Below are 25,072 nucleotides of genomic sequence, written 5' to 3'. Positions count from 1 at the left end.
CCCTACCGCGCTCGGGGGTGCGAGGTCGCGTACACTTCCCGCAGTGTCTCCTCGGAGACTTTCGTATAGATCTGCGTCGTCGTCACCGAGGCATGGCCGAGCAGCTCCTGGACGACGCGGATGTCCGCACCGCCCTCGAGGAGGTGCGTGGCGAACGAGTGTCGGAACGTATGTGGAGACACCTCGGCGTCGATTCCCGCCGCCTCTCCGGCATCCTTGACGATCTGCCACGCCGAGACCCGGGAGAGCCGGGTTCCGCGTGCGTTGAGGAACAGTGCCCCGGCCGGGGCCGAGGATCTCGCCTTCGCCGCCATCGACGGACGCACGCGTGACACCCACGCCCCCAGGGCGCGGGCGGCGTGGGATCCGAAGGGCACGATTCGCTCCTTCCCGCCCTTGCCGTAGAGCCGGACGAGCCCTGAGTCGAGGTCGAGATCGTCGAGGTCGACGCCCACGGCCTCGGAGATGCGCGCCCCCGTGGCGTAGAGGAGTTCGAGCAGGGCCGCGGCCCGGATCTGCACGGGTTCCTCACCTTCGGTGGTGGCGATCATCGCTTCGATCTCGTCGAGTGCCAAGGCTTTGGGCAGCCGCAGTCCTTCCTGCGGTGGGCTGACCTCGGAGGCGGGGTCCGTGGGCGCGAGGTTCTCCCCCAGTGCGAAGGTATGGAATCGTCGCACCGCGACGAGTGCGCGTGCCCGACTCCGCGGTGCCAGTCCCGAATCGAGCAGGTGGAGCGCAAAGTTCTCCACCTTCTGTCGATCGACCTCGCCGGGGCGGCTTACCCCGTCATCGGTCAGCCAGGTTCCGTACCGGGCGAGGTCACGAGCGTAGGCGTCGATCGAGTTCATCGACAGTCCGCGTTCGAACCGCAGGGACGCGAGATAGGACTCGAAGGCGCGCCGCAGGTCTCCGGGCAGGTTCTCCGGCAGGAGTTCGGCGCCGTGCCGAGCCACAGGGTCTCAGTCCTCGCCCGAATCGGTCGTCTCGACCTGTGCACCACGGCCGAATTCGGGGCGGCCGTCGACGAGTCGCCTCGGCGAATCGACGGGACGAAACTCCACCGGTGCTCCCGCAGCTTCGGCGCGCAGCACCCGGTCGACATGGAAGATCGCGAGCTGGGCGATCGCGTTGGTGATCCGTCCATCGGTCACGGCCGCGAGTGCTTCGTCGATGCCGACCCAGGCGTAACGGAATCCTGCCTCTTCTGCGCCGCGTTCGTGACGGTCGGCCTCGGGAACGGAGGACAGCCCGCGTGCCAGGTAGAGACGCATCGTCTCCGAGCTGCCGCCCGGTGTCAGGCAGGAGTCGCTGAGGACGTCCCAGTGGTCGGCCGTGAGGTCGGCTTCCTCGATAAGTTCCCTCTTTGCCGCTTCGAGCGGGTCCTCTCCTGGGACGTCGAGCAGACCGGCCGGGACCTCCCACAGCCTGGCTCGGACTGGATGCCGGTACTGCTGGGCCAGGAGGATCCGCTGCTCGTCATCGACGACGGCCACGCCGACGGCACCGGTGTGCGCCATGAGATCGCGGACGAGCCCGGACGCCTCGGGCAGGTCGAAGGTCTCCTTGCGGATATCCCACACTGCGCCTTCGTAGACGACCTCGGAGGAGGTGATCGGCGGGATCACCGGATCGTCCTGCAGGATCTCATCGTGCTGAGTGCTCATCGGCTGCCTCTCGAAACTCGACGGTGGTGGAACGGCGAATGCCGCCGGCGCTCTGGCCGACGGCATTCGCTGTGAAGATGGACAATGGTCACTGACGCTCGAGGGCGGCGGCGACCAGACCTGCGAACAGCGGATGCGGAGAGGTCGGACGCGACTTCAGCTCGGGGTGCGCCTGAGTGGAGACGTAGAACGGGTGCGTCTCGTGCGGAAGTTCGACGAATTCGACGAGCTCACCGTTCGGTGAGGTTCCGGAGAACTCGAGCCCCGCCTCGGCGAGCTGATCCCGGTAGGTGTTGTTGACCTCGTAGCGGTGACGGTGACGCTCACTGATCGTCGTGTCCCCATACACGCCGGCCACGACGCTGCCTTCGGTGAGCTTGGCTTCGTAGGTGCCCAGACGCATGGTGCCGCCCAGGTCGCCTTCGCCTTCGACGATCGAGAGCTGCTCGGCCATGGTCGCGATGACCGGAACCGTGGTCTCGGGGTCGAATTCGGACGACGAGGCCGCCTCGATGCCGGCGACGTTGCGCGCGTATTCGATGACCATGCACTGCAGACCCAGGCACAGGCCGAGGGTCGGAATGCCGTTGGTGCGGGTGTATTCGAGTGCGCCGAGCTTGCCTTCGATGCCCCGGATGCCGAAGCCGCCGGGCACGCAGATCGCGTCGAGGCCGGACAGTGCCGACGCGGCTCCGGCTTCGGTGGAGCAGTCATCGGACTGGATCCACTTGATTATGACCTTCGCATCGTTGGCGAAGCCGCCGTGGCGCAGCGCCTCGGTGACGGAGAGGTAGGCGTCGGGCAGGTCGATGTACTTTCCGACGATGCCGATGGTGACTTCCCGGGACGGGTTGTGCACGCGTTCGAGTACCCAGTCCCACTTCGTCCAGTCGACGTCGCGGAACGGCAGGTTGAGGTTGCGGATGACGAACACGTCGAGGCCGCCGTCGTGGAGGACCTTCGGGATGTCGTAGATGCTCGGGGCGTCGACGCAGGACACGACAGCTTCTGTCTCGACGTCGCAGGCGCCGGCGATCTTCGCGCGGATCGAATCCGGCAGCTCGCGGTCGGAGCGGAGCACGATCGCATCGGGCTGGATGCCGATGGAGCGCAGGGTGGCCACCGAGTGCTGGGTCGGCTTCGTCTTCAGCTCTCCTGAGGGCCCGAGGTAGGGCACGAGGGAGACGTGGATGAAGAACACGTTGTCCCGGCCGATGTCGTGACGGACCTGGCGGGCCGCCTCGAGGAAGGGCTGGGATTCGATATCGCCGACGGTGCCGCCGATCTCGGTGATGATGACGTCGGGGCGGTCCGCCTCGGGGCGTTCGGCCTGGGCACGCATCCGCGCCTTGATCTCATCGGTGATGTGCGGGATGACCTGGACGGTGTCGCCGAGGTATGCGCCGCGGCGCTCCTTCGCGATCACCGAGGAGTAGATCTGTCCCGTAGTCACATTCGCTGCGCCGTCGAGGTCATTGTCGAGGAAGCGCTCGTAGTGGCCGATGTCGAGGTCGGTCTCGGCACCATCCTCGGTGACGAAGACTTCGCCGTGCTGGAAGGGGTTCATCGTGCCGGGATCCACGTTGAGGTAGGGATCCAGCTTCTGCATGGCCACGGTGAGGCCGCGCTGAGTGAGCAGATGGCCGAGGCTCGATGCCGTCAGACCCTTGCCCAACGAGGAGGCGACGCCTCCCGTGACGAAGATGTGCTTTGCCGTATGTGTGCCGCCTGGGCCAGTTCGATTCACCACGGGATTTGATTCTATCAAAGTCCGGCTCACGAATCCGAGACAGCGTCGACCTCGGCGTACAGATCGAGCAGCGTCTCGGAGATCGCCGCACCGTTGCTCACGTCGATGACCCGCTTCTTTGCTGCCACGGCGGAGGTTCCGCGTCCGGCAGGGTCGTCGAGAAGATGATTGATCTCACGCAGCAGCGCCTCCGTGTCGTCGGCGGGAACGGCCTTCGCCGCCTCTCCCCAGATGCCGGCGCGGCGTTCGCTGCCGATGAAGACCGCGGGCTTCGACAGCTGCATGAGGTCTTCGTGGGACAGGCCCGTCATCGTCTCGCTGGCGATGACGACATCGGCGGCGGCCGCGACATCGACGAGGTCTCCGGCCGGTGCCACAAGGACTCCGCGGTCGGAGAATTCGCGGGAGATCGTCGACCGGTCCTTGCCTGTGCCGGTGAGGACGAAGACGACTTTGCGGTCGCGGCGACGCTGGTTGATCTGGTCGGCGGCGTCGAGGACCGTCGCCAGGGCGGTGTGGTCACGCAGCGCGATGGGGCTGGCGACCATCCAGGTGCCTTGCGCGAGGCCGAGTTCGCGACGGACCTCTGCACGCGGGGTGCGGACCGTGAGGTCGGCGTCGATGTCCGGGTGGACGAGTTCGGCGCGTTCGACGACCGGGACGCGGCCGCCGTAGTAGTCGACGACGGGTTCGGTCGTGCCGAGCACTGCGGTGGCCGTGCGGCCGACGATCTCGGCTCCGGTCTTCTCGATGACGTTGGCGGAGTCGAAGGATTCGATGGTGGCGACGACCTTCGGGTGCAGGCGGGCGGGCAGACCGGTGAAGCCCAGTCCGGCGAGCGTCGCCGCATGCAGTCCGTGCGCGTGGACGATGTCCACGTGCTGGTAGTACTTGTGAAGAGTGAAGGCGGAGCCGGGGTCAGCGGTCGTGAGTCGGCGACGGGCGGTGAGTTCGATCTCGCGGAATTCGCCGGCCAGTTCCTCAGGAACTCCGAAGGTGCCCAGCAGTGACCGGTGCGCGGCGACGGCGACCCTGAAACCGGCCCGGAGGTGACCGAGCACGGCGAGCTTCGCCACTTCGACGACGGGACCGGTGGTATCGGCGAGCACGTGCAGAATCCTCGTGTCTGCGCTCAGTGGGTTGACCTCGCCGGATTCGCTCATTTCCTCATCCTCTACTTTCGTTCGACGCTGCTTCTAGCCTACCTGGGCAGGCACGAGTTCCGTGTAAAGACCTGCGAGTTCTTCGGCAACTTCACTCTCATCCGGAAGCTCCCCTCCGCGTGCCCGTGCCCTGGCTCCAAGTTCTGCGCGGCGGGCAGGATCGACGGCGAGTTCGGCCACGGCTGCGGCGAAGGCGGCATCGTCGTCATGGTCGATCAGTATCCCCGCATCGCCGACGAGTTCGGCGCTGCCGCCGGTGGCGGTGGCCACGATCGCCTTGCCGGAGATGAGCGCCTCCTGGAGCACGAGCGCCCGGGCCTCCCACACGCTGGTGAGCGCGTAGATGTCCGCAGCCGCCGCGAGTTCGGCGATGTCATCGCGAGGTCCGAGGAAATGCAGGGCCGGAATCGCCGAGGCGGCTGCGGCGGCGTCGTACTGAGCGCGGACATCAGCGAGCACCTCCTCGTCGGCGGCACCGGCGATGAGGGCGACGATCTCGCCCTGGTGGTTCTCCTCGCCGAGGCGGGTTGAGGAGGCGCGGCTCTGGGACGAGTCCGTCGTGGCGGGTCGCTCCTCGCCGAGGCGGGCGAGCCCGCGCACGAGCATCGGGTAGTTCTTCTGTTCGGCGACGCGACCGACGGCAAGGACGATGAGTGCCCCGGGATCGAAGTCGAACTCCTCGGCCAGTGCCGCACGCTTGGCGGCGGCCGCCTCGGCGGACACTTGGGTCACCTCGGGGGCGGCGGCCGGGAGGAACCGGGCGGCCTGCGCGCCGAGTTCGCGGGCGCGGTCGACGAGGTCGGTGCTCGCACCGAGGACGAGGTCGGCCCCGCGGGCGAGCATCGTCTCGACTCGGGTTTCGACTCGTCCGCGCAGTCCCTGCCCGCTGGCCTGGTTGTGGAGGCTGAGGACGAACTTCGGCCGGGTCTTCAGCGTGCGCAGGGTCAGCAGGGTGATGAGACCGGCGCGGAAACCGTGGGCGTGGACGATCTGCGGGGAGAAGCTGCGCAGCAGTGTGCGCTGCCGGCGGACGAGGGCGGCATCGGAGGGGCCGACTCCGGTGCCGAGTTCGAGGACGCCGAATCGGACTCCGGGCAGCAGTGAGAAGCCGAAGTGTTCGTCGGTGGCGGCCGGTCCGATGACGCCGATCTCATGGCCGGCGGCGGCGAGGTCGCGGGCGAGTGCATGCACGTGGGTACCGACTCCCCCGGTCGAGGTGCCGATGGTGAAGACGATTCTCATGAGTCTTCCTCCCTGTCGGTGTCGCTGGGTCCGTGGTCTCTGTTCTGCGCTTCGGCGGCATGCACGGTCGTTTCATCGTTGACGCCAACCCGGTTCCGGTCGGCGAGCAGGCCGCGGACCTCGCCGAGGAACCCGCGGTCGACGACGAGCACGATGAGTCCGAAGACGATGCAGCCGAGGAGAGCTGCGACGATTCCGGCGATGACCGCGGAGCTTGCGGAGTTGTCGAGGAGTCCCCCGAACCACTGCGAGGACACGACTCCGGCGGTGCCTGCGACGATGGCGGCCCCGAGCGCGAGCAGCGATCGACGTCCGACGAGGGCGAGTCCGGTGGGGCCGAGGACGCGGCGCATGTTCACGAGCAGGAACACTCCGGCGACGGTCATGCCCAGCACATATCCGCTGCAGATGCAGACAAGGGTCAGTCCGGGATTGCCGTTCGAGCCGGTCACGAGGATGGCTCCGACCATGCCGACGATGACGAGGATCCACCCCGTCGTCGTGGCGACCGCCGAATAGCGGGAGCGTTCCACCGCATAGAAGACGCGAGTGCCCCACGCCACGAAGGACCACCCGGGCACGGCCAAGGCCATGACCATGATCGCCGTGGCCATCGAGTCGAAGGGGGCAGCGGATTCGCTTTCGGCGTCGATGGCGATGAAGAAGGTCTGCAGGGGGCCCGCTGCCGAGAGCAGGATGACGGCGCCGAGTCCGCCGATGGCGATGATGAGGGCCGTCGTCGTCGAGGTCACCGACCGCATCCGCGCCCCGGCTTCCGCACGTCTGTGCTCGGTCGCCTCGGGGTCGGTGGATCGTCCCACCCAGGTCGACAAGGTCGGGAAGACCACCGTCGCCACGGTCACGGCGAGCACCGCGTAGGGCAGCAGGTAGACGGCGTTGATGTAGCTGAAGAGGACGAGCGTGCCGTCCCCACCGGCATGGTTGGCCAGGCTCAGGGTTGCGAGCACAGCGGCCTGCTGGGCCAGCAGGGCCGACATTCCGGCTCCGGCCAGGCGCAGCGCACGGCGGGCGACTCCGGGTGGGAAGGAGAAGGTGGGGCGCAGCTTCAGCCCGGTCGTGGCCATCGGCAGGGCGAGCGGCAGCGCGAGGGCTGCGACGCCGACGGTGGTGCCCCAGCCGAGCCAACCGAGGTGGGTCTGCCAGGTATCATCGCTGCCGCCGACGGAACTGTAGGCGATGTAGCTGCCGATGACGATGAGGCTGGAGAGCAGCGGGGCGAACGCCGGCCACAGGAACTTCCGATGGGCCTGCAGCACTCCGGTGAGTACAGCACCGATTCCGTAGAGGACGAGCTGCGGGGAGAACATGAGCAGCAGCTCCACGGTCGCCTGCACTCCCGCGGCGCTCGTCTTCTCATCGACGAGGATCCTCGCGATCTGCGGAGCGAACACGGCCAGCAGGATCGACAGGGGCAGGGTGACGCTGATCGCCCAGGTCAGCAGGCCGGAGGCGATGCGGCCGGCGGTCTCCCGGTCCGATCTGGCCAAGGGAACGGCGAGCAGAGGGATGACCGCTCCGGCCAGTGCGCCTCCGGCGACGACTTCGAAGAGGATGTTCGGGACCTGGTTGGCACTCTGGTAGGCGGTGCCGACGGTGCCGGCGCCGACGTTTGCCGAGAACACCAGCCAGCGTAAGAAGCCGACCAGTCGGGTCAGCAGGGTGATGATCGATACGAGCAGCGCCGTGGAGGCGAGGACTCGAACGAGCTTGTTCACTTATCCTCGCGGCCGAACGAGTCGATCTCCCTCAGGCCCGGTGTTGATTCGATGACGGAGGTGAAGGAGACCTTCTCGCTGGCCAGGGTGAGACCGGCGAGAACAGCGAGGATGAGGCGCCGCTGTGCCGGGGCGGCGGTTTCGGCGAGGATCACGCCGATCGCCGCCCCCAGGGCATTGGCTCCGGTGTCGCCGAGCATCGCATCACCGGCCAGGTCGTCGGGCCAGGCTGCGGCCGTGGCTCCGACGATCGCTCCGGCTGGTGCCCAGGACACGCGGCGATCGTGGTCGGTGAAGGCCAGGGTCAGTGCTCCGGCCTTGAGTGCCCGGCCCGGCCGCAGGTCGAGGAGGTTGAACAGGTTCGCAGAGCCCGCGATCACTCCCCCGGTGACGATGACATCCGCGGTGGCCGCGTACCAGGGCCGGTCGCTTGTCGAGTGCGTGGAGCCGAAGAGCCCGGACGGCCGGGTGCGGCTGCGCAGAATCGCGGCGGCCGCGATCGAGGCGAGCGGAATGCCGGTGACCTTGATCGTCCCGGTGGTGAGCTCCCCGCGGGCCAGCGCCGACAGATGACCACGCAGTCCTTTGGAGGCTCCGGATTCGCAGAAGTCATCGACGGCACCGAGGCTGCCCGCCGCCGCCGTGGCCAGCAGGGCCGCCGACCGCTGCCGAGGGTCTTCGATGAGCAGGCTGCCGGCCAGCAGTCCCACTGCCACGGCAGGGCCCTCGGCGAGCGAGACGTCGTGTCCGGCGTGGTTGGTGCGCACCACGGAATCGTGGGTGCGCAGCCGCGATCTGAGCACGGCTTTCGTCGCGGCGAAGCCGGCGAGTCCGGCGACGGCGGTGCTGACGATGGAGCGGATCATTTCTCGTCTCCCTTCGAAGTGTCGTCGGACGGCTTCTCTTCGATCTTGCCCGGCAGGATGCCTTCGGCGTCCTCGGCGAATCCGAAATGTCCGTGCTTTCCGGCTTCGCCGGAGGCCAGTGCCCGCACGGTGATGACGGGACCGGCGCCGAGGCCGAGGCCGTCGACGGTGCTGGCGCGGGACTTCTCCGTCCGCAGCACGTTGACGAGTCCGTTCTGTGCCGATCCGGCGTCGCCGGCGACGACCACCGAGGTGGCTTCGGCGGTGAGCGCGGTGATGAAGTCGGTGACGAGGGTGCGGGTTCCCTTGTCGTCGGGGGCCTTCGGGCTGGGTTCGGTGTCCTCGGCCAGTGTCGAGTTCTCATCGTCGATGACGATGAACAGCGAGGTGGTCTTGTGGTCCGTGTCGGTGCGCAGACGGTCGGCTTCGACGAAGACGTCGTAGAGCTTCGCCGCCTGCTTCTCCGCATCGGCCTGATCGTCTTCGTCTTCGAGCATCGAGGCGTCCCCGGTCAGGGCGATGACGAGAGCGGAGCGGATCGCGGTCGAGTCGTCCTTCGGCAGGTGCGGCACGACGGTGCGCAGCCGCTTGAGGAACTGGGTGGAATCCTCGAGGCTGAGCGTGTTCGGCACGAACGAAACGTCGCCGGCGATGGTGCCGTCGGCTTCCTTGACCCGGTTGCTGACCTCTTCGACCTGTTCGGAGTCCGCCTCGGGGGCGGCGATGATGCTCACTTCCTGCCCGTCGAGGGTGCCGTCGATGAGTTCAGGGGCCGCGGCGGTGACGAATTCGTTCTGCTTGTCGATATTGCCCTTGGCGGCGTCGAGGTCGGAGCGCAGGTTGTCGCGGTCCGAGCGCAAGGCGTCGACCTGGCTCTGCAGGGACTCCCCGATCGGTTCCTTCAGCGGTCCCGCGCCGAGGACGATGCCGACGGCGAGGGCGAGGAACACCGAGACGAGGGAGACGAGGTGGTAGCGGAAATCAATCACTGGTCAGTCCTTGGATGAGGCCGGCGGAGTCGGTCGATGCTGCGGGGTCGCCGCCGAAGAGGGAGCCGATCCAGCCGAAGAGGCCGTCGAGTTGGGCGCCGATGAGCCCGAGGAAGGTCTGTCCGGCCGAGGTCGCGGTCATCGCCACACCGAGGGCGACGAGTCCTGCGATGATGAGCACGGCCAGCTGCAGGCTGGAGATGCGCTGCCGGTAGAGCAGGGACACGCCCTTGGCGTCGATGAGCTTCGAACCCACGCGCAGTCGGGTGATGAAGGTCGAGGCCATGCCCTTGCGGCCCTTGTCGAGGAATTCCATCACGGTGTCGTGGGTGCCCACGGCGACGATGAGTTCGGCACCCTTGTCATCGGCGAGCAGCATGGCGATGTCTTCGCTCGTGCCCGAGGCCGGGAAGGCCACGCATTCGACTCCGAGGGCTTCGACCCGTTCGGTGCCCGGGGCGGTGCCGTCGCGGTAGGCGTGGACGACGATCTCGGCCCCCGAGGTCAGAGCTGTATCGGACACGGAGTCCATGTCCCCGACGATCATGTCCGGTCGGTAGCCGGCTTCGATGATGGCATCGGCTCCGCCGTCGACGCCGATGAGCAGCGGACGGTATTCGCGGATATAGGAGGCCAGCATCGCCAGGTCCTCCTTGTAGTGGTACCCGCGGACGACGATGAGCACATGCCGGTCGGTGAACTTCGTCTTCACCTCCGGCACGACGAGCTCGGCCGAGAGCAGATCGGAGTCCTTGCGGATGTATTCGATCGTGTTGTCGATGAAGTCCACGAGCACAGAGTTCATTCCGGCCTCGGCGGCGTGCATGTCCTCGGAGATCGTCTCGGCCGTCTGCCGGACTCCTGTGGCCACTTCGTCAGCGCCTGCGTACACAGTGGCGCCCTCGATGGAGATCGCGGCGTTCTCGTCGACCGCATCGAAGATCTCGGCTCCGGCGGCGTCGATGAGGGGGATGCCGGCGTCGACGATGATGCTCGGGCCGAGGTTCGGGTAGCGGCCGGAGATCGACTTGTCGGCGTTGATCACCGCGGCCGGCCGGCAGGCGACGAGGGCTTCGGCGGAGATGCGGTCGATATCGGAGTGCTTGATGATGGCGATGTCGCCTGCTTGGAGGCGTTTCGTCAGATTCTTCGTGCGTCGATCCAAGCGGGCAGGGGCGGGGCCGAACCGGGTCGGTGCGGTGAGGTTCTGTCTGCGCACTTTCATGGTCCGCCCATTCTCTCATCTGCTGCCAACGCCGGCCTCCTTGACCTGCCGAGCGTTGTCGAGCAGTTCGGCTGCATGGGCCTTCGCCGAGGCGGAGTCGTCCATGCCCGCCAACATGCGTGAGAGTTCGACGACGCGTTCTTTGTCGGTCAGCTCCTGCACTCCCGAGCGCACGGTCTCGGCGTCGTCGTCCTTGACGATGGTCACATGGGTGTCGGCCCAGGCGGCGACCTGCGGCAGGTGGGTGACGACGATGACCTGGGCGCCCTGGGCGAGTTTGGCCAGCCGACGGCCGATCTCCACGGCCGCTTTGCCGCCGACTCCGGCGTCGACTTCGTCGAAGACGTAGGTGGGGATGGATTCGCTGGCGGCTCGGACGACTTCGATGGCGAGCATGACGCGGGAGAGCTCACCGCCGCTGGCGATCTTCGCGATGTCGTCGGGGATGGAGGATTCGTGGGCGGCGAAGGTCAGTCGGACCTCGTCGGCTCCGTGGGTGGTGGGTTCGCGTTCGGAGATCTCGAAGGCGACCGTGGCTTTCGGCATCGACAGGGCGGTGAGCTCTTCGCTGACCGCTGCGGAGAATTCGTCCGCGGTGGCCTTGCGGATCTCGGTGAGTGCCGAGGCGGCCGCCTCCATGGTCTCGCGAGCTGAGTCGAGTTCGGCGTCGAGTCCGTCGAGGTCGCGGTCCTCGGCTTCGAGTTCGGCGAGTTCCGCGGCCGAGCGGGTTTCGAAGTCGAGGACTTCGGCGACGTCTTGGCCGTAGGGGGCCAAGGTGCCGAGTTCCGCGCGGCGTGCTTCGGTCTCTTCCAGCGATGTTTCGCCGAGTTCGTCGAAACCGGAGAGGTAGGAGGACAGTTCCGCGGCGGAGTCGGAGAGGCGCAGCACGGCGTCGCCGAGGGCTTCGCGGATGGCGACGAGTTCCCTGTCGGAGCCTTCGACATCGGCGATCGTGCTGATGGCTTGGTGGACGAGGTCGACGGCCGCCCCGGCATCGTCGATCTCAGAACCGAGCAGCAGATCATGGGCGGCGCCGACGGCACGAGTGATCTCGGCGGCGGACCCGAGCTTCGCCGCCTGCGCGGCCAGGGTCTCGTCCTCACCGGGTTCGGGACGGACCTTGTCGATGGCCTCCAGGCAGCCGCGCAGCCACAGGATGCGTTCGCGGCGGGCGGCGGTTGAGTCTTTGATGCGAGTGACGCGGGCTTCCGTCTCGCGCCAGTTCTCGAAGGCGACACGGTAGCGGTCGGCCACCTCGGCGAGAGCAGTGCCACCGGCGGCGTCGAGGAGGTGACGCTGTTGGGCGGCGCCTTTGAGGCGCAGCTGTTCGGATTGGCCGTGGAGGGTGATGAGGTCGGAGGAGATGTCGGTGAGCACGGAGATCGGCACGGTGCGACCGCCGGCGGTAGCCCGAGCGCGGCCCTTGAGCGCCACGGTGCGGGAGATGATCGCTTCGTCGTCGGCGCTGCCGCCGGCCTCTTCGATGCGTTCGCGCACGGGTTCGGCCACATCGGTGAAGATGCCTTCGACTTCGGCCTTCTCTGCGCCTTTGCGCACGACTCCGGAGCCCACCTTGCGGCCCATGAGCAGGGACAGGGCGGAGACGAACATGGTCTTTCCCGCACCGGTCTCACCGGTGACGACGGTGAAGCCGGTGTCGAGTTCGACGGCGGCCTCGGCGATGACGCCGAGGTGGGAGATGCGCAGTTCGGAGATCATTCAGGCCTCCCTGATCGGTCCTCGCCAGCCGGAGACGGGCAGGCGGAACTTCGCGACGAGTCGGTCGGTGAAGGGGCCGGTGTGGAGGCGGGCGAGGCGGATCGGTGATTTCGAGCGGGTGGCTTCCACGCGGGCCCCGGACGGCAGTTCGAGGGCGCGGCGGCCGTCGCACCACAGCACTGCGGAGAATTCGGGGTTCATCTGGGAGATCTCCACGCCGAGGCGGGAGGTCGGGTTGACGACGAGCGGTTTGGAGAACAGGGCGTGGGCGGAGATCGGGACGAGGATGAGTGCTTCGACTTCGGGCCAGACGATGGGGCCGCCGGCGGAGAACGAGTACGCGGTCGAGCCGGTGGGGGTGGCGAGGATGACGCCGTCGCAGCCGAAGGAGGACACGGGGCGGGCGTCGACGCCGAGGACGACGTCGATCATCCGGGATTTCGAGGTCTTCTCGATGGTCGCCTCGTTGAGCGCCCAGGCGTTGAAGATGTTCTCGCCTTCGTGCCACACGGACACGTCGAGCGCGAGCCGCTCCTCGACGGAATAGTCACGTTGGGAGGCGCGGTGGACCGCCTCGGCGAGGTCTTCCTTCTCGCTTTCGGCGAGGAAGCCGACATGGCCCAAGTTGATGCCCATGAGCGGGGCACCGGACCCGTGAAAGCGTTCGGCGGCGCGCAGGATCGTGCCGTCGCCGCCGAGGACGATGACGAGTTCGCAGGCGTTCTTCCACTCACCGAGTTCGGAGGGGTCGATGATGACGCAGTGGTTGAGGATGGGTTCGTCGTCGACGGCTTCGGCCTGGCGGGCGCGGATGCCGACGATCTCGTCGGAGAGGACAACGGGGGTGACTCCGTCGTCGAGGAGGGCCTTGAACACGCTGACGGCGGCCACGGCCGACTCATCACGTTGGGGGTGCAGCAGCACCATGATGTGTCTGGTCACGACTCTCCTCTCATCATTTCGTCCAGGTGGGCGGGGATGTCTGCTTGGTCGAGCCTATCGGACTGGTCATGTGTTCGGCCTGGCCGAACACGCAGGAAGTACTCCCGATTCCCGCTGGGGCCCGGCAGCGGTGAGGGTGTGATGTCGACGACGCGTCCGGCGCGTTCTCTCACGGCGTCGAGGACGGAGTCGATGGCGCGGCGGCGTTTCTCCCTGCTGGTGACGACGCCGTGTTTGTCCAGCGATGCTCGTGCCAGTTCGAATTGGGGTTTGACCATGAGGAGGAGTTCCCCCGTCGCGGCGGTCGCGGCCAGCAGCGGTCCGATGAGCAGGCGCAGGGAGATGAAGGAGACGTCGGCGACGACGAGGTCGACGGTCGGCACGTCGGAGTCGGTCAGTTCGCGGAGGTTGAGTCCTTCGCGGACGTGGACGCGCGGGTCGTCGCGGAGGATGGCCGCGAGTTGATCGTGGCCGACGTCGACGGCCCAGACGTGTGCGACCCCGTGATGGAGGAGGACTTGGGTGAAGCCTCCGGTGGAGGCGCCTGCATCGAGGGCCGTCAGATCATTAAGTCGGTCGGTGAGGTCGAAAGCCTCGAGCGCGCCGAGGAGTTTGTGGGCGCTGCGGGCGACCCAGGGGTCGGGTTCGGTCACGGAGACGTCGTCGGTGTCTCGCACATCTTGGGAGGCCTTGGTCGCGGTGCGGCCGTTGACGCTGACGCGACCGGCGGCGATTTCGCGGGCGGCGCGAGAGCGGGAGTTCAGCAGTCCGCGGTCGACGAGTGCCCGGTCGAGTCTGCTCACAAGGAGCCCACCTGCGCGTCGAGGTCGCCCAGCAAGGAGTTGAGAAGTTCGTGCCGTTCGGCCGCCGGTGCTTCTTTGGCCTCGTCGAGGCTGGACCGCCAGGTCTCGATCGGAACGTCCCCGCTCACCGAGGCGGGTGTCGGGGCAGAAGCAGGGCCGGGGGTCGGGGTCTCGCTCACTCGTCCCCTCCGGTCCGGTGGGGCAGGTGTCCTTCGGCCAGGACCGTCTCGGCGTCGGTCTCCCCCGCATCGATGGCTGCCCAGGCTCGGCGGAGTTCGGCTTCGATCCGGGCGGACTCGCCGCGGTCGGTACCGGTGATGAGCGCTTCGAGTCCGCGCAGATTCGGCAGGATGAACGCCGGTCGACGCTCCGGGCCAGCACGCAGGGCATCGTGGATGTCATGGATTCCGGTGAGAACGAGGGCGGTGTCAATGCCGGCGGCACAGCCGCCTTCGATATCGGTGTTGAGGCGGTCGCCGACCATGAGGGGCCGGTGCGCGCCGAGGCGTCCGGCTGTGAAGTCCATCATGTGCGGTGCAGGTTTGCCGACGATGACGGGGGTGGCGTCGGTGAGTCGGGCGATGAGGTCGACGAAGGCACCGTTGCCGGGGACTTTCCCGGTTTCTGTGAGGAGGGAGAAGTCGGGGTTGCTCGCCCACCATTCGGCGCCCGAGCGGATGATTTCGCAGGTGCGCACGATCTTCGCGTAGTCGATCTCCGGGTCGAGTCCCTGAGCGACGGCGACGGGTGACGCGTCGAGTGAGTCGGTGATCTCGAGGCCCGCCTCTTCGAGTGCGACCCGCAGTCCGGTCGTGCCGAGGAGGTGGACGTGGGCGCCCGGCCCGAATCGTTCGGCTAAGCGTTCGGCGAGCACCTGCGCCGAGGTGGTCACTTCGTCCGCGGAGGCGTTGACGCCCATTCCGGTGATCTTCTCGGCGGTGGCTGCGGCCGTGCGAGTGGCGTTGTTCGTGACGTAGTTGACCGGGATCGACTGGGAGTGGAGCCAGTTGATGCCGTCGACGGCGCCATCGACGGCGTGGGTGCCGTGGTAGACGACTCCGTCGAGGTCGAACAGGACACAGTCGATGGGCGTGCCCGTTGATTCGGGCAGGCGCCCATCTGCTGAGTTGTGCTGTTCGGCGGTCAGTGTCACTGCTCTCCGTCGGCCTCGGGTGCTGTTGTGTCGGGCTCGGAGCCTGCGTCGGCGAGGATCTCGTCGAGTTCGGCTTCGATCTCGTCGTCGGTGACCTTGACCGACTTCAGTTCCTTCGCCGAGACATGTGTCTTCGACTTCGGTGCTGCGGCTGGGCCGGCGGTGTCGTCCCCAGCTTCTGCTCCCTCCGCGGAAGCGGCGACAGCGTCGGCAACGTCAGATTCCGTCTGCGGTGTCTTAGCTTCGGGCTCGCTGGCCGAGCCTTCTGCGGCTTCGACCGTCTCAGCGGTTTCAGCGTCGGCAGGCTCAGAGTCGGTTGTCCCGTCATCGGCGGCCTCACGTTCGGCTGACTCAGCGTCGGCGCCCGCAGAGGTCTCGGTGTCGGTAGCCTCGGGGTCATCCTCGACTTCTTCGACAGTTTCGATTTCGACGCCGGCGTTGAGGTCGGGCTCTTCGTCGCCGAACAGGGTGCCGGTCGCCTTGGCGGTCCGGCGGGAGAGCTCTTCGTACTTGTCGGCGAGTTCGGTTTCGCCGTCGATGCGCAGCACCTCGGCGTAGGCGGCCATGAGACGGACCAGTCCGCCGCCGGGCTTCTGGGTGAAGTCCTCGGCTTCGATGAGTCGGCGCGCACCGGCGATGTCGTCGAGGTCCGACTTGGCTCCGGCCGCGACGATGACGAGTTCGGTCCGGGTGTCATTGTCGAGGTCGAGTTCTTCTGCGTTCTTCAGCAGCTCAATGGCCTTCTCGGGCTTGCCGCGGCCGCGTTCGGCGTCGGCGATCAGCGCGATATTGTCATTCGAGCCGGAGATGCGGCGGTGGGTGCGCAGTTCGCGGACGGCTTCGTCGTAGTTCTCCACGTAGTACGCGGCGATGCCGAGTGCTTCGCGGACGACGGCGACACGACCGGCGCGGGCCATAGCGGCCTTGGCGTGCTCGTGGGCGCGCTCCGGGTCGAGGTCGAGCAGCCCGCCTGCGGCGACGAGGTGCTTGGCGACCATGTCGGCGTTCTCTTTGTCGAGGGAGCGCAGCTGTGACGAGATCTCTTTATCGAGTTCACGACCGGTGACGCCTTCGGGAATCTCGGGTTCCTGAATGCGCGGACGGCGGGCGCGCTGTTCGCGTGCGTAGTCGCCGGTGTCGGTCTTGCGGGATGCACGGCGGTCGTTGTCGTTGCGGCCGTAGCCGCCGCGTCCTCCGCGGTTGTCGTCCCGTCGGTTTCCGCCGTATCCGCCCCGGCGATCGTCACCATCACGACGGTCGCGGTTGAAGCCGCCATGGCGGTCATCTCCATCACGACGGTCGCGATTGAACCCACCACGGCGATCGTCGTCGTTCCGGCGGTTGCCCTGATAACCGCCACGGCGACCGTCGTCGTTGCGACGATTACCTTGGTACCCACCTCGGCGGTCATCACCATCACGGCGATCCCGGTTGAAGCCACCACGACGATCATCATCGTTGCGGCGGTTCTGTCCGTAGCCGCCTCGGCGATCGTCGTCGTTGCGACGGTTGCCCTGGTACCCACCGCGACGGTCGTCATCGCGACGGTCTCGATTGAATCCGCCCCGGCGATCGTCATCACGACGATCACGGTTGAACCCACCACGACGATCATCGTCATTGCTGCGGTTCTGACCGTACCCTCGGCGATCATCGTCATTGCGACGACTGCCCTGGTAGCCGCCCCGACGGTCGTCGTCGTTGCGACGATTACCTTGGTACCCACCTCGGCGGTCATCACCGTCACGGCGATCGCGGTTGAAGCCGCCACGGCGATCATCGTCGTTGCGACGACTGCCCTGGTAGCCGCCTCGGCGGTCGGACTGGCGTGGCCCGCGACCGTCCCGGTTGTCCGGTCGACGGTTGCGATTGTTGTCGCGATCTGAGCGGTGACCGCCATCTGCGCGGCGGTTGTCCTGGCTGTCTCGCGAATCCCCTTGGGCCACGATTCTCCCTATGAAGTCTTTTCGGTGTTCCGCTCTATTCTAGTCCACTCACCGTCTCGTCGCCGTGTGGGCGGCGACACGTCAGCACCTCGATTCCCCTCAGCACCGTGCCCGCTGTTCTCTGGGTCAACGCCCAGGTCACCGCCTCAGTGCTCTGTTAGAATCAAGGCGAATCCAGTGGAACGGCCGACGGCAATCGAAGAGGTTCGGCGGCAGCGCATGTCCGCGCCGCCTCGACACCAGGGGACGAATGACACCTGACGTGGAAGCTCATCGTGCGGATGACGGATGTCTCCGCGATTCCACGATCAGAATTTCCGGCCCCATTGCCTGCCCGTCCCCCAGTGCGGCTAGCGCCTGCCTGTCCCCCAGTGCAGCCGCCGTCCCCCGCCACGTGATGACCAAGATCACTTGCCGGTGTGACCAGCATCATCGGATTGCGCATTCGGCCCCGGACTTCGCTTATTGTGATTGCCGGAAGCATGTGCATGAGTGCCGCCGGAGCAGTTCGAGTCGCAGGTCAAACGGCAGTTCCGCGGCAGTTCGGAAACTCCCCGACACCTCAGGCTCCACTGCCGCGGCTGCGCGTTCGGCCCTTCAGATCGCACAACCGTTCACCCGCTAGGAATAGGAGAAATCGTGCCAAACACACTCTTCATCGACGGACAGTGGGTTTCAGCCGTCAATGGTGGAACCCGAAAGATCCATAATCCGGCCGACGGCAGCTTCGTCGCCGAGGTGGACGAAGCCAGCCCTGAGGATACCGAGCTGGCGATCAAGGCCGCTCGCCGTGCCTTCGACTCCGGCGTCTGGTCGTCGGTTCCCGCCAGCGAACGCGGCGATCTGCTCCTGAAGTTCGCTGCCGTTCTGCGTGAGCGCAAGGACGAGTTCGCGCGTGCCGAGTCCCTCGACACCGGCAAGCGCTTCGTCGAATCGCAGATCGACATGGACGACATCGCGAACTGCTTCGACTACTTCGGCAAGCTCGCCGCAAACGATGCCGGTCGCGTCGTCGACGCCGGCACCGACACCGTGGCCTCGAAGATCGTGCACGAGCCCGTCGGCGTCTGTGCGCTCATCACCCCGTGGAACTACCCGCTGCTGCAGGCAGCGTGGAAGATCGCCCCGGCCATCGCCGCCGGCAACACTTTCATCCTCAAGCCTGCCGAGCTCACCCCGCACACCGCGATCCTCACCATGCAGGTGCTCGAAGAGCTCGGTCTGCCGGCTGGAGTCGGCAACCTCATCCTCGGTGCGGGTGCCGATGCCGGTGCCCCGCTGTCGACGCATGAGGACATCGACATGGTCTCGTTCACCGGTGGACTCGTCACCGGTCGCCTGCTGTTCCGCAACGCCGCCGACTCGATCAAGAAGATCGCCCTTGAACTCGGCGGCAAGAACCCGAACGTCATCTTCGCCGATGCCGACTTCGATGCGGCTCTGGACAATGCGCTCAACGGCGCCTTCGTCCACTCCGGTCAGGTGTGCTCGGCCGGTGCCCGACTCATCGTCGAGGAATCCATCGCGGAGGAATTCGTCAACCGCCTCGTGGAGCGTGCCGAGCAGATCCGCCTCGGCGGTCCCTTCGATGAGAACGCCGAGACCGGTCCCCTCATCTCCGCAGCACACCGCGATAAGGTGCACGCCTATGTGGAGAAGGGCATCGCCGAAGGTGCGCGTCTGCGCTGCGGCGGCAAGTTCGGTGAAGGTGACCTGGAGAACGGGTTCTACTACCTGCCGACCGTGCTCGACCAGGTCAAGCGCGGAATGTCCGTCGTCTCCGACGAGGCTTTCGGTCCCGTCGTCACCGTCGAGACCTTCTCCACTGTCGATGAGGCTGTCGAGATCGCCAATGACACCTACTACGGTCTGGCCGGAGCAGTGTGGAGCCAGGATGCGGGCAAGACCCAGCTGGTCGCTCAGCGTCTGCGCCACGGCACCATCTGGATCAACGATTTCCACCCCTACCTGCCGCAGGCCGAATGGGGCGGTTACAAGCAGTCCGGCTTCGGGCGCGAGCTCGGACCGACGGGGCTGGCCGAATACCAGGAAGCCAAGCACATCTACCAGAACCTCGAGCCGGCAGTCACCGGATGGTTCCCCGATCACACTAAGTGATCCGCCGCAGCCTGTAGACGAATACCGCAGTTTAAGGAGAGATGAACAGTGAAGACTACTCATAGCTTTGATTACGTCGTCGTCGGCGGCGGCTCCGCCGGCGCAGCGGTCGCGGCCCGACTGAGCGAGGACCCGGAAGTCACCGTCGGACTCCTCGAAGCTGGCCCCACCGACACGGACAAGGACGTCGTCCTTGAGCTCAACCGCTGGATGGAGCTCCTCGAATCTGGCTACGACTGGGACTACCCGATCGAAGAGCAGGAGAACGGCAACTCGCACATGCGCCACGCTCGCGCCAAGGTGCTCGGCGGCTGCTCCTCCCACAACTCGTGCATCGCCTTCTGGGCTCCGCGCGAGGATCTCGACGAGTGGGAAGAGAAGCACGGCGCGGCGGGATGGGGTTCGAAGGACACTTTCGGCCTGTACAAGAAGCTCGAGAACAATGAGCTGCCCGGCGACCACCACGGCCACGACGGCCCCGTCCGTCTGATGAACGTGCCCCCGGTCGATCCCTGTGGTGTCGCGCTCCTCGACGCCTGCGAGCAGGCCGGCATCCCTCGCGTGCAGTTCAACGAAGGCCAGACCGTCATCAACGGTGCGAACTTCTTCCAGGTCAACCGCAAGGACGACGGCACCCGTTCGTCCTCCTCGGTGTCCTACCTCCACCCGATCCTCGACCGTGAGAACCTCACGATCCTCACCGACACTCAAGCCAAGGAGCTCGAGTTCGACGAGGACGACAACTGCACGGCCGTACTCGTGGTCAACAATGCCTTCGGCAAGACCAACCGGATCGAGGCGAAGAAGGAAGTCATCGTCTCCTCCGGCGCGATCAACACCCCGCAGCTGCTCATGCTCTCGGGCATCGGCCCGAAGGCCCACCTCGCCGAGGTCGGCATCGAAGCTCGCGTGGATTCGCCGGGAGTCGGTGAGCACCTCGGCGATCACCCGGAGGGCGTCATCTCCTGGGAGGCCAAGAAGCCGATGGTCGAGGATTCCACCCAGTGGTGGGAGATCGGCATCTTCTCCCCCACCGAGGAGGGACTCGATCGTCCGGACCTCATGATGCACTACGGTTCGGTGCCCTTCGATATGCACACCCTGCGGCAGGGGTTTAAGACCTCGGAGAACTCCTTCTGCCTCACCCCGAATGTCACTCATGCGAAGTCGCGCGGCACCGTGCGCCTGCGTTCGAAGGACTTCCGTGACAAACCGAAGGTCGATCCCCGCTACTTCACCGATCCGGAAGGCCATGACATGCGCGTCATGGTCGCCGGCATCAAGAAGGCCCGCGAGATCGTCGCCCAGGACGCCATGTCCGAATGGGCCGGCGAGGAGCTGTTCCCCGGCAAGGACGTCCAGACCGACGAGCAGATCGCCGACTACATCACCCGCACCCACAACACCGTCTACCACCCGGTCGGCACGGTGCGCATGGGTGCTGCCGATGACGAGATGTCGCCGCTGGATCCGCAGCTGCGGGTCAAGGGCGTCAACCGTCTGCGCGTCGTCGATGCCTCGGCGATGCCGGAGATCACCACGGTCAACCCCAACATCACCGTGATGATGATGGGTGAGAAGTGCGCGGAGATGATCAAGAACGGTCAATGATCTGACCCGATCGTCTGAATCCCAGATCACCGAGGCTGCCCTGCGCTGACTCGATGACCAGAGTGGGAACTTCGGCCCAGACCCGAAACAAAGGGGGCGCTGCGATCGCAGCGCCCCCCTTCGTCATGCCCGGCCGCGCCGATCAGGCTGATCGCTCCGGGTCGCGAGAATCAGACTGTCGCCGCTGGCCACGGTGAGCTGCCTCAGTCGGCGCCGTCGTCCTGCCCTGGGTCGCCGCCCTTACCGTGGCCCGAGCTCTTCGAACGGCTGCCGGTGCGGCTGGCCAAGGTCCCCTCGCGCCGGCTCTTCTTCTCGCGAAATTCCTCGATATACGGATCCCGGAACTCCGGTGCCGGTTCGACCGCTTCGGGTTCGGTGACGACTTCCTCATCGTCGTCGTATTCGTGTCCGAACTGTTCGTCTCCGCCTAGTCGGCGTGCGACCTCCTCGGGTGGCAGGACCTTCTTCCAACGGCGCATGCGAACGCGGGGCAGAACGCCCGCATCCTCGCGCAGGGCTCGCATGAGAGCGTAGATCTGGAAGTAGGCGATGATGAAGAACGGCAGGCCGACGAGGATGATCGTCGACTGCAGCGCTTCGAGCCCTCCCGAGCCGGAGAACACCAGCAGTGCCGCCGTGACGACGGCGACGGCGAGGGCCCAGAAGATGCGCTGCGGCAGCGGGTTGAAGTCTTCGTGACCGTTGTTCATCGTGTCGACGACGAGCGCCGCGGAGTCGACCGAGGTGACGAAGAAGATGACCACGAGGATGATCGCGATCACCGATGTCGGACCGGCCAGCGGGTAGTGGTCGAGGAACGCGAACAGCGCTCCCGGGATGTCGCCCTGGTCGACGACTCGGTCGACCAGTCCTCCGCCTTGGTTGAGCTCGATGTCGAATGAGGCGTAGCCGAAGATGCCGAACCACAGAATCGAGAAGGCAGAGGGGATGGCGAGCACGCCGATGACGAACTGACGGATGGTGCGTCCGCGGGAGATGCGCGCGATGAAGATGCCGACGAACGGCGACCAGGTGATCGTCCACGCCCAATAGAAGACCGTCCAGGTGTTCTGCCAGCCGGTGTTGGCGAATGTGTCGTTCCACAGCGCGAGTTCGGGCAGCTGTTGGATATAGGTGCCGAGGGATTCGAAGACGCCCTTGGCCATGAACAGGGTCGGGCCTAAGGCGACGATGAAGACGAGCAGCAGCACAGCCACGACGATGTTGAGGTTCGACAGGACCTTGATGCCTTTGTCGAGGCCGAGCGAAACCGAGATCGTAGCCAGTCCGCAGACGACGCCGATGATGATCAGCTGCCACAGAGCGTTCTCGGGAACGCCGATGACCTGGGCGAGACCGCCGTTGATCTGCAGCGTGCCCAGACCGATCGAAACGGCGATGCCGAAGACGGTGCCGATGATGGCGACGACATCGATCGTCTTGCCGATGGGACCGTGGATCTTCTCACCGAGGATGGGCTGGAAGATCGAGCTCACGCGCGGCGGCAGATTCCTCTTGTGGATGAAGTAGGCGAAGCACAGCGCGGGCAGGGTGAAGATCGCCCAGGTGTGCAGGGTGAAGTGATAATACGTGAAGTTCATGGCATCGACCGCGGCGGCAGGCGTGCCCGGTTCGATGCCGAGGGAAGCACGCGGTGGATCGCCGAAGTGGCTGACGGGTTCGGCAACGCCCCAGAACATGAGGATCGAGCCGATGCCGGCGGCGAAGAGCATGGCGAACCAGGCGCCGTTGGAATGCTCCGGCGGTTCGTCGTCGGGGCCGAGTTTCGCTCGCCCGTAGCGGGAGGCGGCGATGTAGATGAGGAACGCGACGAAGACGGTGACGCCGAGGATGTAGAACCAGCCGAGGTTCGTCAGCAGCCAATCCGAGGCGACCGAGACTCCTGCGTCGAGCTGATCGGTGAAGAAGATCGTCCCGAGGACGAAGATGATGATCACGGCCGCTGAGGAGAAGAAGATGGCCGGGTTGGTGCGGAGTCGAAGTGCGTCGTGCAGCTTATCGAGCATAGGGTGCCTTCCTTAGGATCTTGCCGTACACACTACAGAAGCATCAATCGATTTCAACGCAACCGCTTGTCACGAATACGTCTCACTGCGCTCGAGCGAGAACCCGCGCGGAGGCGGCCTTCCCATGCGAAGCACGATCGTTTGCAGTGCCCGGAGGTCCGAGACCAACGAGACGGTGCCCGAACCGTGGGTGGTTCGGGCACCGTCTCATCTGACTCAGGCCGACGATGTGTCAGTGCCTCGGAGCTTCGGGGTCCCCTCCGTCATCGAGCGGATCCACCCTCCGATCGCCGCGAGCGTATGGGTCTTGAGTGCCGCGTTGGTCGACTCGAGGATCGTACTCCCCGGCAAGCGGTTCCTCGGCGTGGGGCCGGACTCCGTTTTCCGGCGGTTGTTGGTCCGCGCGGATGTCCTGCTCCGCGTACGGATCGCGGCGCACGGGTTCCTGAGGGCCAGGCTGGTCCGGACGCGGCGCATCCTGCCGAACAGGCTGTTCATGGCGGACATCGTTTCGCTGGACTGGTTCGTCGGGCCGATGCCCGGCCTGCGGTACGGTTTCGTCGGGGCGGTGATCAGTCTGGCTGGCCGTCGACGTCCCATGAGCCCCGGCCGCGGCCGCCCCAGCAGCACCGGCGTTGTCTGCACGACGAGCGTCACCGGAATCCTGCTGTGTATCCGGGTCAAGTTCGTCGGCATGTTGCAGCCTGCGGTCGTGCTCGAGCCGTTCGGCCTTCACAGCTTCTTCGCGCTTCGCGGCCTGGGTATCCAGCTGTTCAGCCTCGGCCGCCTGACGATCAGCCTCGGCAGCTCGAGCATCGGCCTCAGCCTTTGCGCGCTTTGCATCTGCCCTCTGTTTCTCGACTTCGGCCTCTCGAGCACGAACATCATGTTCGGATTCGGCAGCCTCCTGCCGAATCTGCGCGGCCTCTTGCCGCTGGTGTTCGCGCTTCTTCGCTGCCGCCTTTCGGCTGACTGCGATGATGATGCCGACGATGATCAGGACCACGACGATGGCGACGACGATCCAGATGATGGTTGATACGTTCATGCGGTCTCTCCCTTGCTGTCTATTCGGATGTCACTATTCACTTGCATCCGGCGCAGCGGACAGTTTCATCGTGACATGCAACATAACTATGGACAAGCATTTGAGCTTCGGTGCGAGAACGCGTCGCCTACCATCCGGAAGGGATCCCCTCAGTAGGACACCGACTTGATGGTCGTCATTGGACTGTCGTGATGAAAGTCAGATCGGGTTGCCGCGTTCCATCAGTTCCATGACGATCCATTTGGCAAGATCTTCCGGATCGACCGTGAGCATATGCGGCAGACGCAGCGTTCGCCGGCGGTCAGGGGTATCGGGAGTTCTGATGCTGACGTCGAGATATGAGCTGACGTTCACCTTGGTGATGTGCACTTCGAGGATGCGGGGCCACGGCACGCCGCCTTCGGGGAATCCGTCCACGGCGGCCCACAGACCGAACTCGTTGACGATCACCTGTGGTGAGGGCGGGGAGGAACGGCGGACCCCGAGAAAACCTGCAGGGTTCCGCAGAAACTGTTTCGCCCGATTGAACCCGATCGCGACTTCGCCGTCGCGAGTAAGCTCGGCTCTGAGAGCGTCAATTGTCTTCGTCTCCATCCCTTCCCTTCTCCTCTCCTAACTACTACCTGACGGGGGCCCAGCTGCCTGGCGTGGACTGGTCCCCAAAAGTTGGACTGTGATCAACACAAGCCAACTTGAAGGGACCATTCCATGCGTAAGGACTGTCTGATCACAGACGAACAAGCCAAAGCCGCGATCGAACTCTTCGACCAAGGGCACGGCTATGCCTCGACAGCCACGATCCTCAACGTCCACAAACCCTCACTCAAGCCCCTCCACGACCGGTGGCTGGTGCGTGGAACAATATCGGTCATGGAACCGCACCAGCGCCGCCGGATACCGGCAGAGACGAAGATCGCGACTGCGAAACGGTATCTCGATGGCGAACACAAAGTCGTTTTAGCCAAGGAGCTTGGCCTGGCCTCCTCGCGCACCGTGGTTGATTGGGCGAAGAAATACCGGGACAAGGGCGAAGACGCGTTCGCGACACCGCCGCCGGCCAAAGGCAAGAC

22 protein-coding genes are annotated in these 25,072 nt (G+C 65.8%); 5 read left to right on the top strand and 17 right to left on the bottom strand.

Annotated features, from left to right (window positions below; all coding sequences use genetic code 11):
* Positions 1 to 2 precede the first annotated feature (2 nt).
* From xerD to BI49514_RS09040, 15 genes are all read right to left on the bottom strand, one after another.
* A complete protein-coding gene (gene xerD, locus BI49514_RS09110) occupies positions 3 to 953 on the bottom strand; it encodes a site-specific tyrosine recombinase XerD (RefSeq protein ID WP_101546245.1) in 951 nt (316 codons plus the stop codon).
* A 6-nt stretch (positions 954 to 959) separates the two neighbouring features.
* Entirely contained in the window at positions 960 to 1,664 is a 705-nt protein-coding gene (locus BI49514_RS09105) for an NUDIX domain-containing protein (RefSeq protein WP_101546244.1), read from the bottom strand.
* A gap of 88 nt (positions 1,665 to 1,752) precedes the next feature.
* Positions 1,753 to 3,432 (bottom strand): CTP synthase, encoded by a 1,680-nt coding sequence (locus BI49514_RS09100; protein ID WP_420808561.1) that lies wholly within the window; start codon positions 3,430 to 3,432, stop codon positions 1,753 to 1,755.
* An 8-nt stretch (positions 3,433 to 3,440) separates the two neighbouring features.
* Entirely contained in the window at positions 3,441 to 4,577 is a 1,137-nt protein-coding gene (locus BI49514_RS09095) for a glycosyltransferase (protein WP_101546242.1), read from the bottom strand.
* Between the two features lie 33 nt (positions 4,578 to 4,610).
* Entirely contained in the window at positions 4,611 to 5,819 is a 1,209-nt protein-coding gene (locus tag BI49514_RS09090) for a glycosyltransferase family 4 protein (RefSeq protein ID WP_101546241.1), read from the bottom strand.
* The gene (murJ, locus tag BI49514_RS09085; RefSeq protein ID WP_101546240.1) at positions 5,816 to 7,555 is read right to left on the bottom strand and encodes a murein biosynthesis integral membrane protein MurJ; all 1,740 of its coding nucleotides are present in this window, start codon (positions 7,553 to 7,555) and stop codon (positions 5,816 to 5,818) included. The genes BI49514_RS09090 and murJ overlap by 4 nt, the downstream gene beginning before the upstream one ends.
* Entirely contained in the window at positions 7,552 to 8,421 is an 870-nt protein-coding gene (locus BI49514_RS09080; protein WP_101546239.1) for a hypothetical protein, read from the bottom strand. Before BI49514_RS09080 ends, murJ begins: the two co-directional genes overlap by 4 nt.
* Positions 8,418 to 9,410, bottom strand: a complete 993-nt coding sequence (locus BI49514_RS09075) for a copper transporter (RefSeq protein ID WP_101546238.1) — start codon at positions 9,408 to 9,410, stop codon at positions 8,418 to 8,420. The genes BI49514_RS09080 and BI49514_RS09075 overlap by 4 nt, the downstream gene beginning before the upstream one ends.
* On the bottom strand, positions 9,403 to 10,635 hold the full coding sequence (steA, locus tag BI49514_RS09070) for a putative cytokinetic ring protein SteA (protein ID WP_101546237.1): 1,233 nt from the start codon (positions 10,633 to 10,635) through the stop codon (positions 9,403 to 9,405). The genes BI49514_RS09075 and steA overlap by 8 nt, the downstream gene beginning before the upstream one ends.
* 15 nt (positions 10,636 to 10,650) lie before the next feature.
* Positions 10,651 to 12,354: a DNA repair protein RecN gene (recN, locus tag BI49514_RS09065; RefSeq protein ID WP_101546236.1), complete on the bottom strand. Its 1,704-nt coding sequence runs from the start codon at positions 12,352 to 12,354 to the stop codon at positions 10,651 to 10,653.
* The gene (locus BI49514_RS09060; RefSeq protein WP_180954371.1) at positions 12,355 to 13,296 is read right to left on the bottom strand and encodes an NAD kinase; all 942 of its coding nucleotides are present in this window, start codon (positions 13,294 to 13,296) and stop codon (positions 12,355 to 12,357) included. It abuts the gene before it with no gap.
* Positions 13,293 to 14,099 (bottom strand): TlyA family RNA methyltransferase, encoded by an 807-nt coding sequence (locus tag BI49514_RS09055; RefSeq protein WP_101546235.1) that lies wholly within the window; start codon positions 14,097 to 14,099, stop codon positions 13,293 to 13,295. Before BI49514_RS09055 ends, BI49514_RS09060 begins: the two co-directional genes overlap by 4 nt.
* Positions 14,096 to 14,278, bottom strand: a complete 183-nt coding sequence (locus tag BI49514_RS16675; protein ID WP_101546234.1) for a hypothetical protein — start codon at positions 14,276 to 14,278, stop codon at positions 14,096 to 14,098. Before BI49514_RS16675 ends, BI49514_RS09055 begins: the two co-directional genes overlap by 4 nt.
* Positions 14,275 to 15,252: an HAD-IIA family hydrolase gene (locus BI49514_RS09045; protein WP_244195133.1), complete on the bottom strand. Its 978-nt coding sequence runs from the start codon at positions 15,250 to 15,252 to the stop codon at positions 14,275 to 14,277. The genes BI49514_RS16675 and BI49514_RS09045 overlap by 4 nt, the downstream gene beginning before the upstream one ends.
* The gene (locus BI49514_RS09040; protein WP_180954370.1) at positions 15,249 to 16,250 is read right to left on the bottom strand and encodes a prolipoprotein diacylglyceryl transferase; all 1,002 of its coding nucleotides are present in this window, start codon (positions 16,248 to 16,250) and stop codon (positions 15,249 to 15,251) included. Before BI49514_RS09040 ends, BI49514_RS09045 begins: the two co-directional genes overlap by 4 nt.
* A 276-nt stretch (positions 16,251 to 16,526) precedes the next feature.
* Between BI49514_RS09040 and BI49514_RS09035 the strand changes: the two genes are divergently transcribed.
* From BI49514_RS09035 to BI49514_RS09025, 3 genes are all read left to right on the top strand, one after another.
* On the top strand, positions 16,527 to 17,138 hold the full coding sequence (locus BI49514_RS09035) for a hypothetical protein (protein WP_101546233.1): 612 nt from the start codon (positions 16,527 to 16,529) through the stop codon (positions 17,136 to 17,138).
* 699 nt (positions 17,139 to 17,837) lie between these two features.
* On the top strand, positions 17,838 to 19,316 hold the full coding sequence (locus tag BI49514_RS09030) for an aldehyde dehydrogenase family protein (protein WP_101546232.1): 1,479 nt from the start codon (positions 17,838 to 17,840) through the stop codon (positions 19,314 to 19,316).
* A gap of 48 nt (positions 19,317 to 19,364) precedes the next feature.
* Positions 19,365 to 20,927: a GMC family oxidoreductase gene (locus tag BI49514_RS09025; RefSeq protein ID WP_101546231.1), complete on the top strand. Its 1,563-nt coding sequence runs from the start codon at positions 19,365 to 19,367 to the stop codon at positions 20,925 to 20,927.
* Between the two features lie 203 nt (positions 20,928 to 21,130).
* Here BI49514_RS09025 and BI49514_RS09020 read toward each other — a convergent pair whose 3' ends face one another.
* Positions 21,131 to 22,954 (bottom strand): BCCT family transporter, encoded by a 1,824-nt coding sequence (locus BI49514_RS09020; protein ID WP_101546230.1) that lies wholly within the window; start codon positions 22,952 to 22,954, stop codon positions 21,131 to 21,133.
* Between the two features lie 235 nt (positions 22,955 to 23,189).
* On the opposite strand from BI49514_RS09020, the gene BI49514_RS09015 reads away from it, so the two are divergent.
* Positions 23,190 to 23,993 (top strand): hypothetical protein, encoded by an 804-nt coding sequence (locus BI49514_RS09015; RefSeq protein ID WP_145996200.1) that lies wholly within the window; start codon positions 23,190 to 23,192, stop codon positions 23,991 to 23,993.
* 207 nt (positions 23,994 to 24,200) lie between these two features.
* Here BI49514_RS09015 and BI49514_RS09010 read toward each other — a convergent pair whose 3' ends face one another.
* A complete protein-coding gene (locus tag BI49514_RS09010) occupies positions 24,201 to 24,596 on the bottom strand; it encodes a hypothetical protein (protein ID WP_101546228.1) in 396 nt (131 codons plus the stop codon).
* A gap of 114 nt (positions 24,597 to 24,710) precedes the next feature.
* Here BI49514_RS09010 and BI49514_RS09005 point away from each other — a divergent pair.
* Positions 24,711 to 25,072, top strand: a 362-nt coding sequence (locus BI49514_RS09005; protein ID WP_145996199.1) for a helix-turn-helix domain-containing protein, incomplete at its 3' end; no start/stop codon positions are given.

Source organism: Brevibacterium iodinum ATCC 49514, assembly GCF_900169265.1.
Classification (GTDB): domain Bacteria; phylum Actinomycetota; class Actinomycetes; order Actinomycetales; family Brevibacteriaceae; genus Brevibacterium; species Brevibacterium iodinum.
The sequence above is the reverse complement of the archived record's forward strand: the minus strand, read 5'-3'. Positions and strand labels throughout refer to the sequence as shown.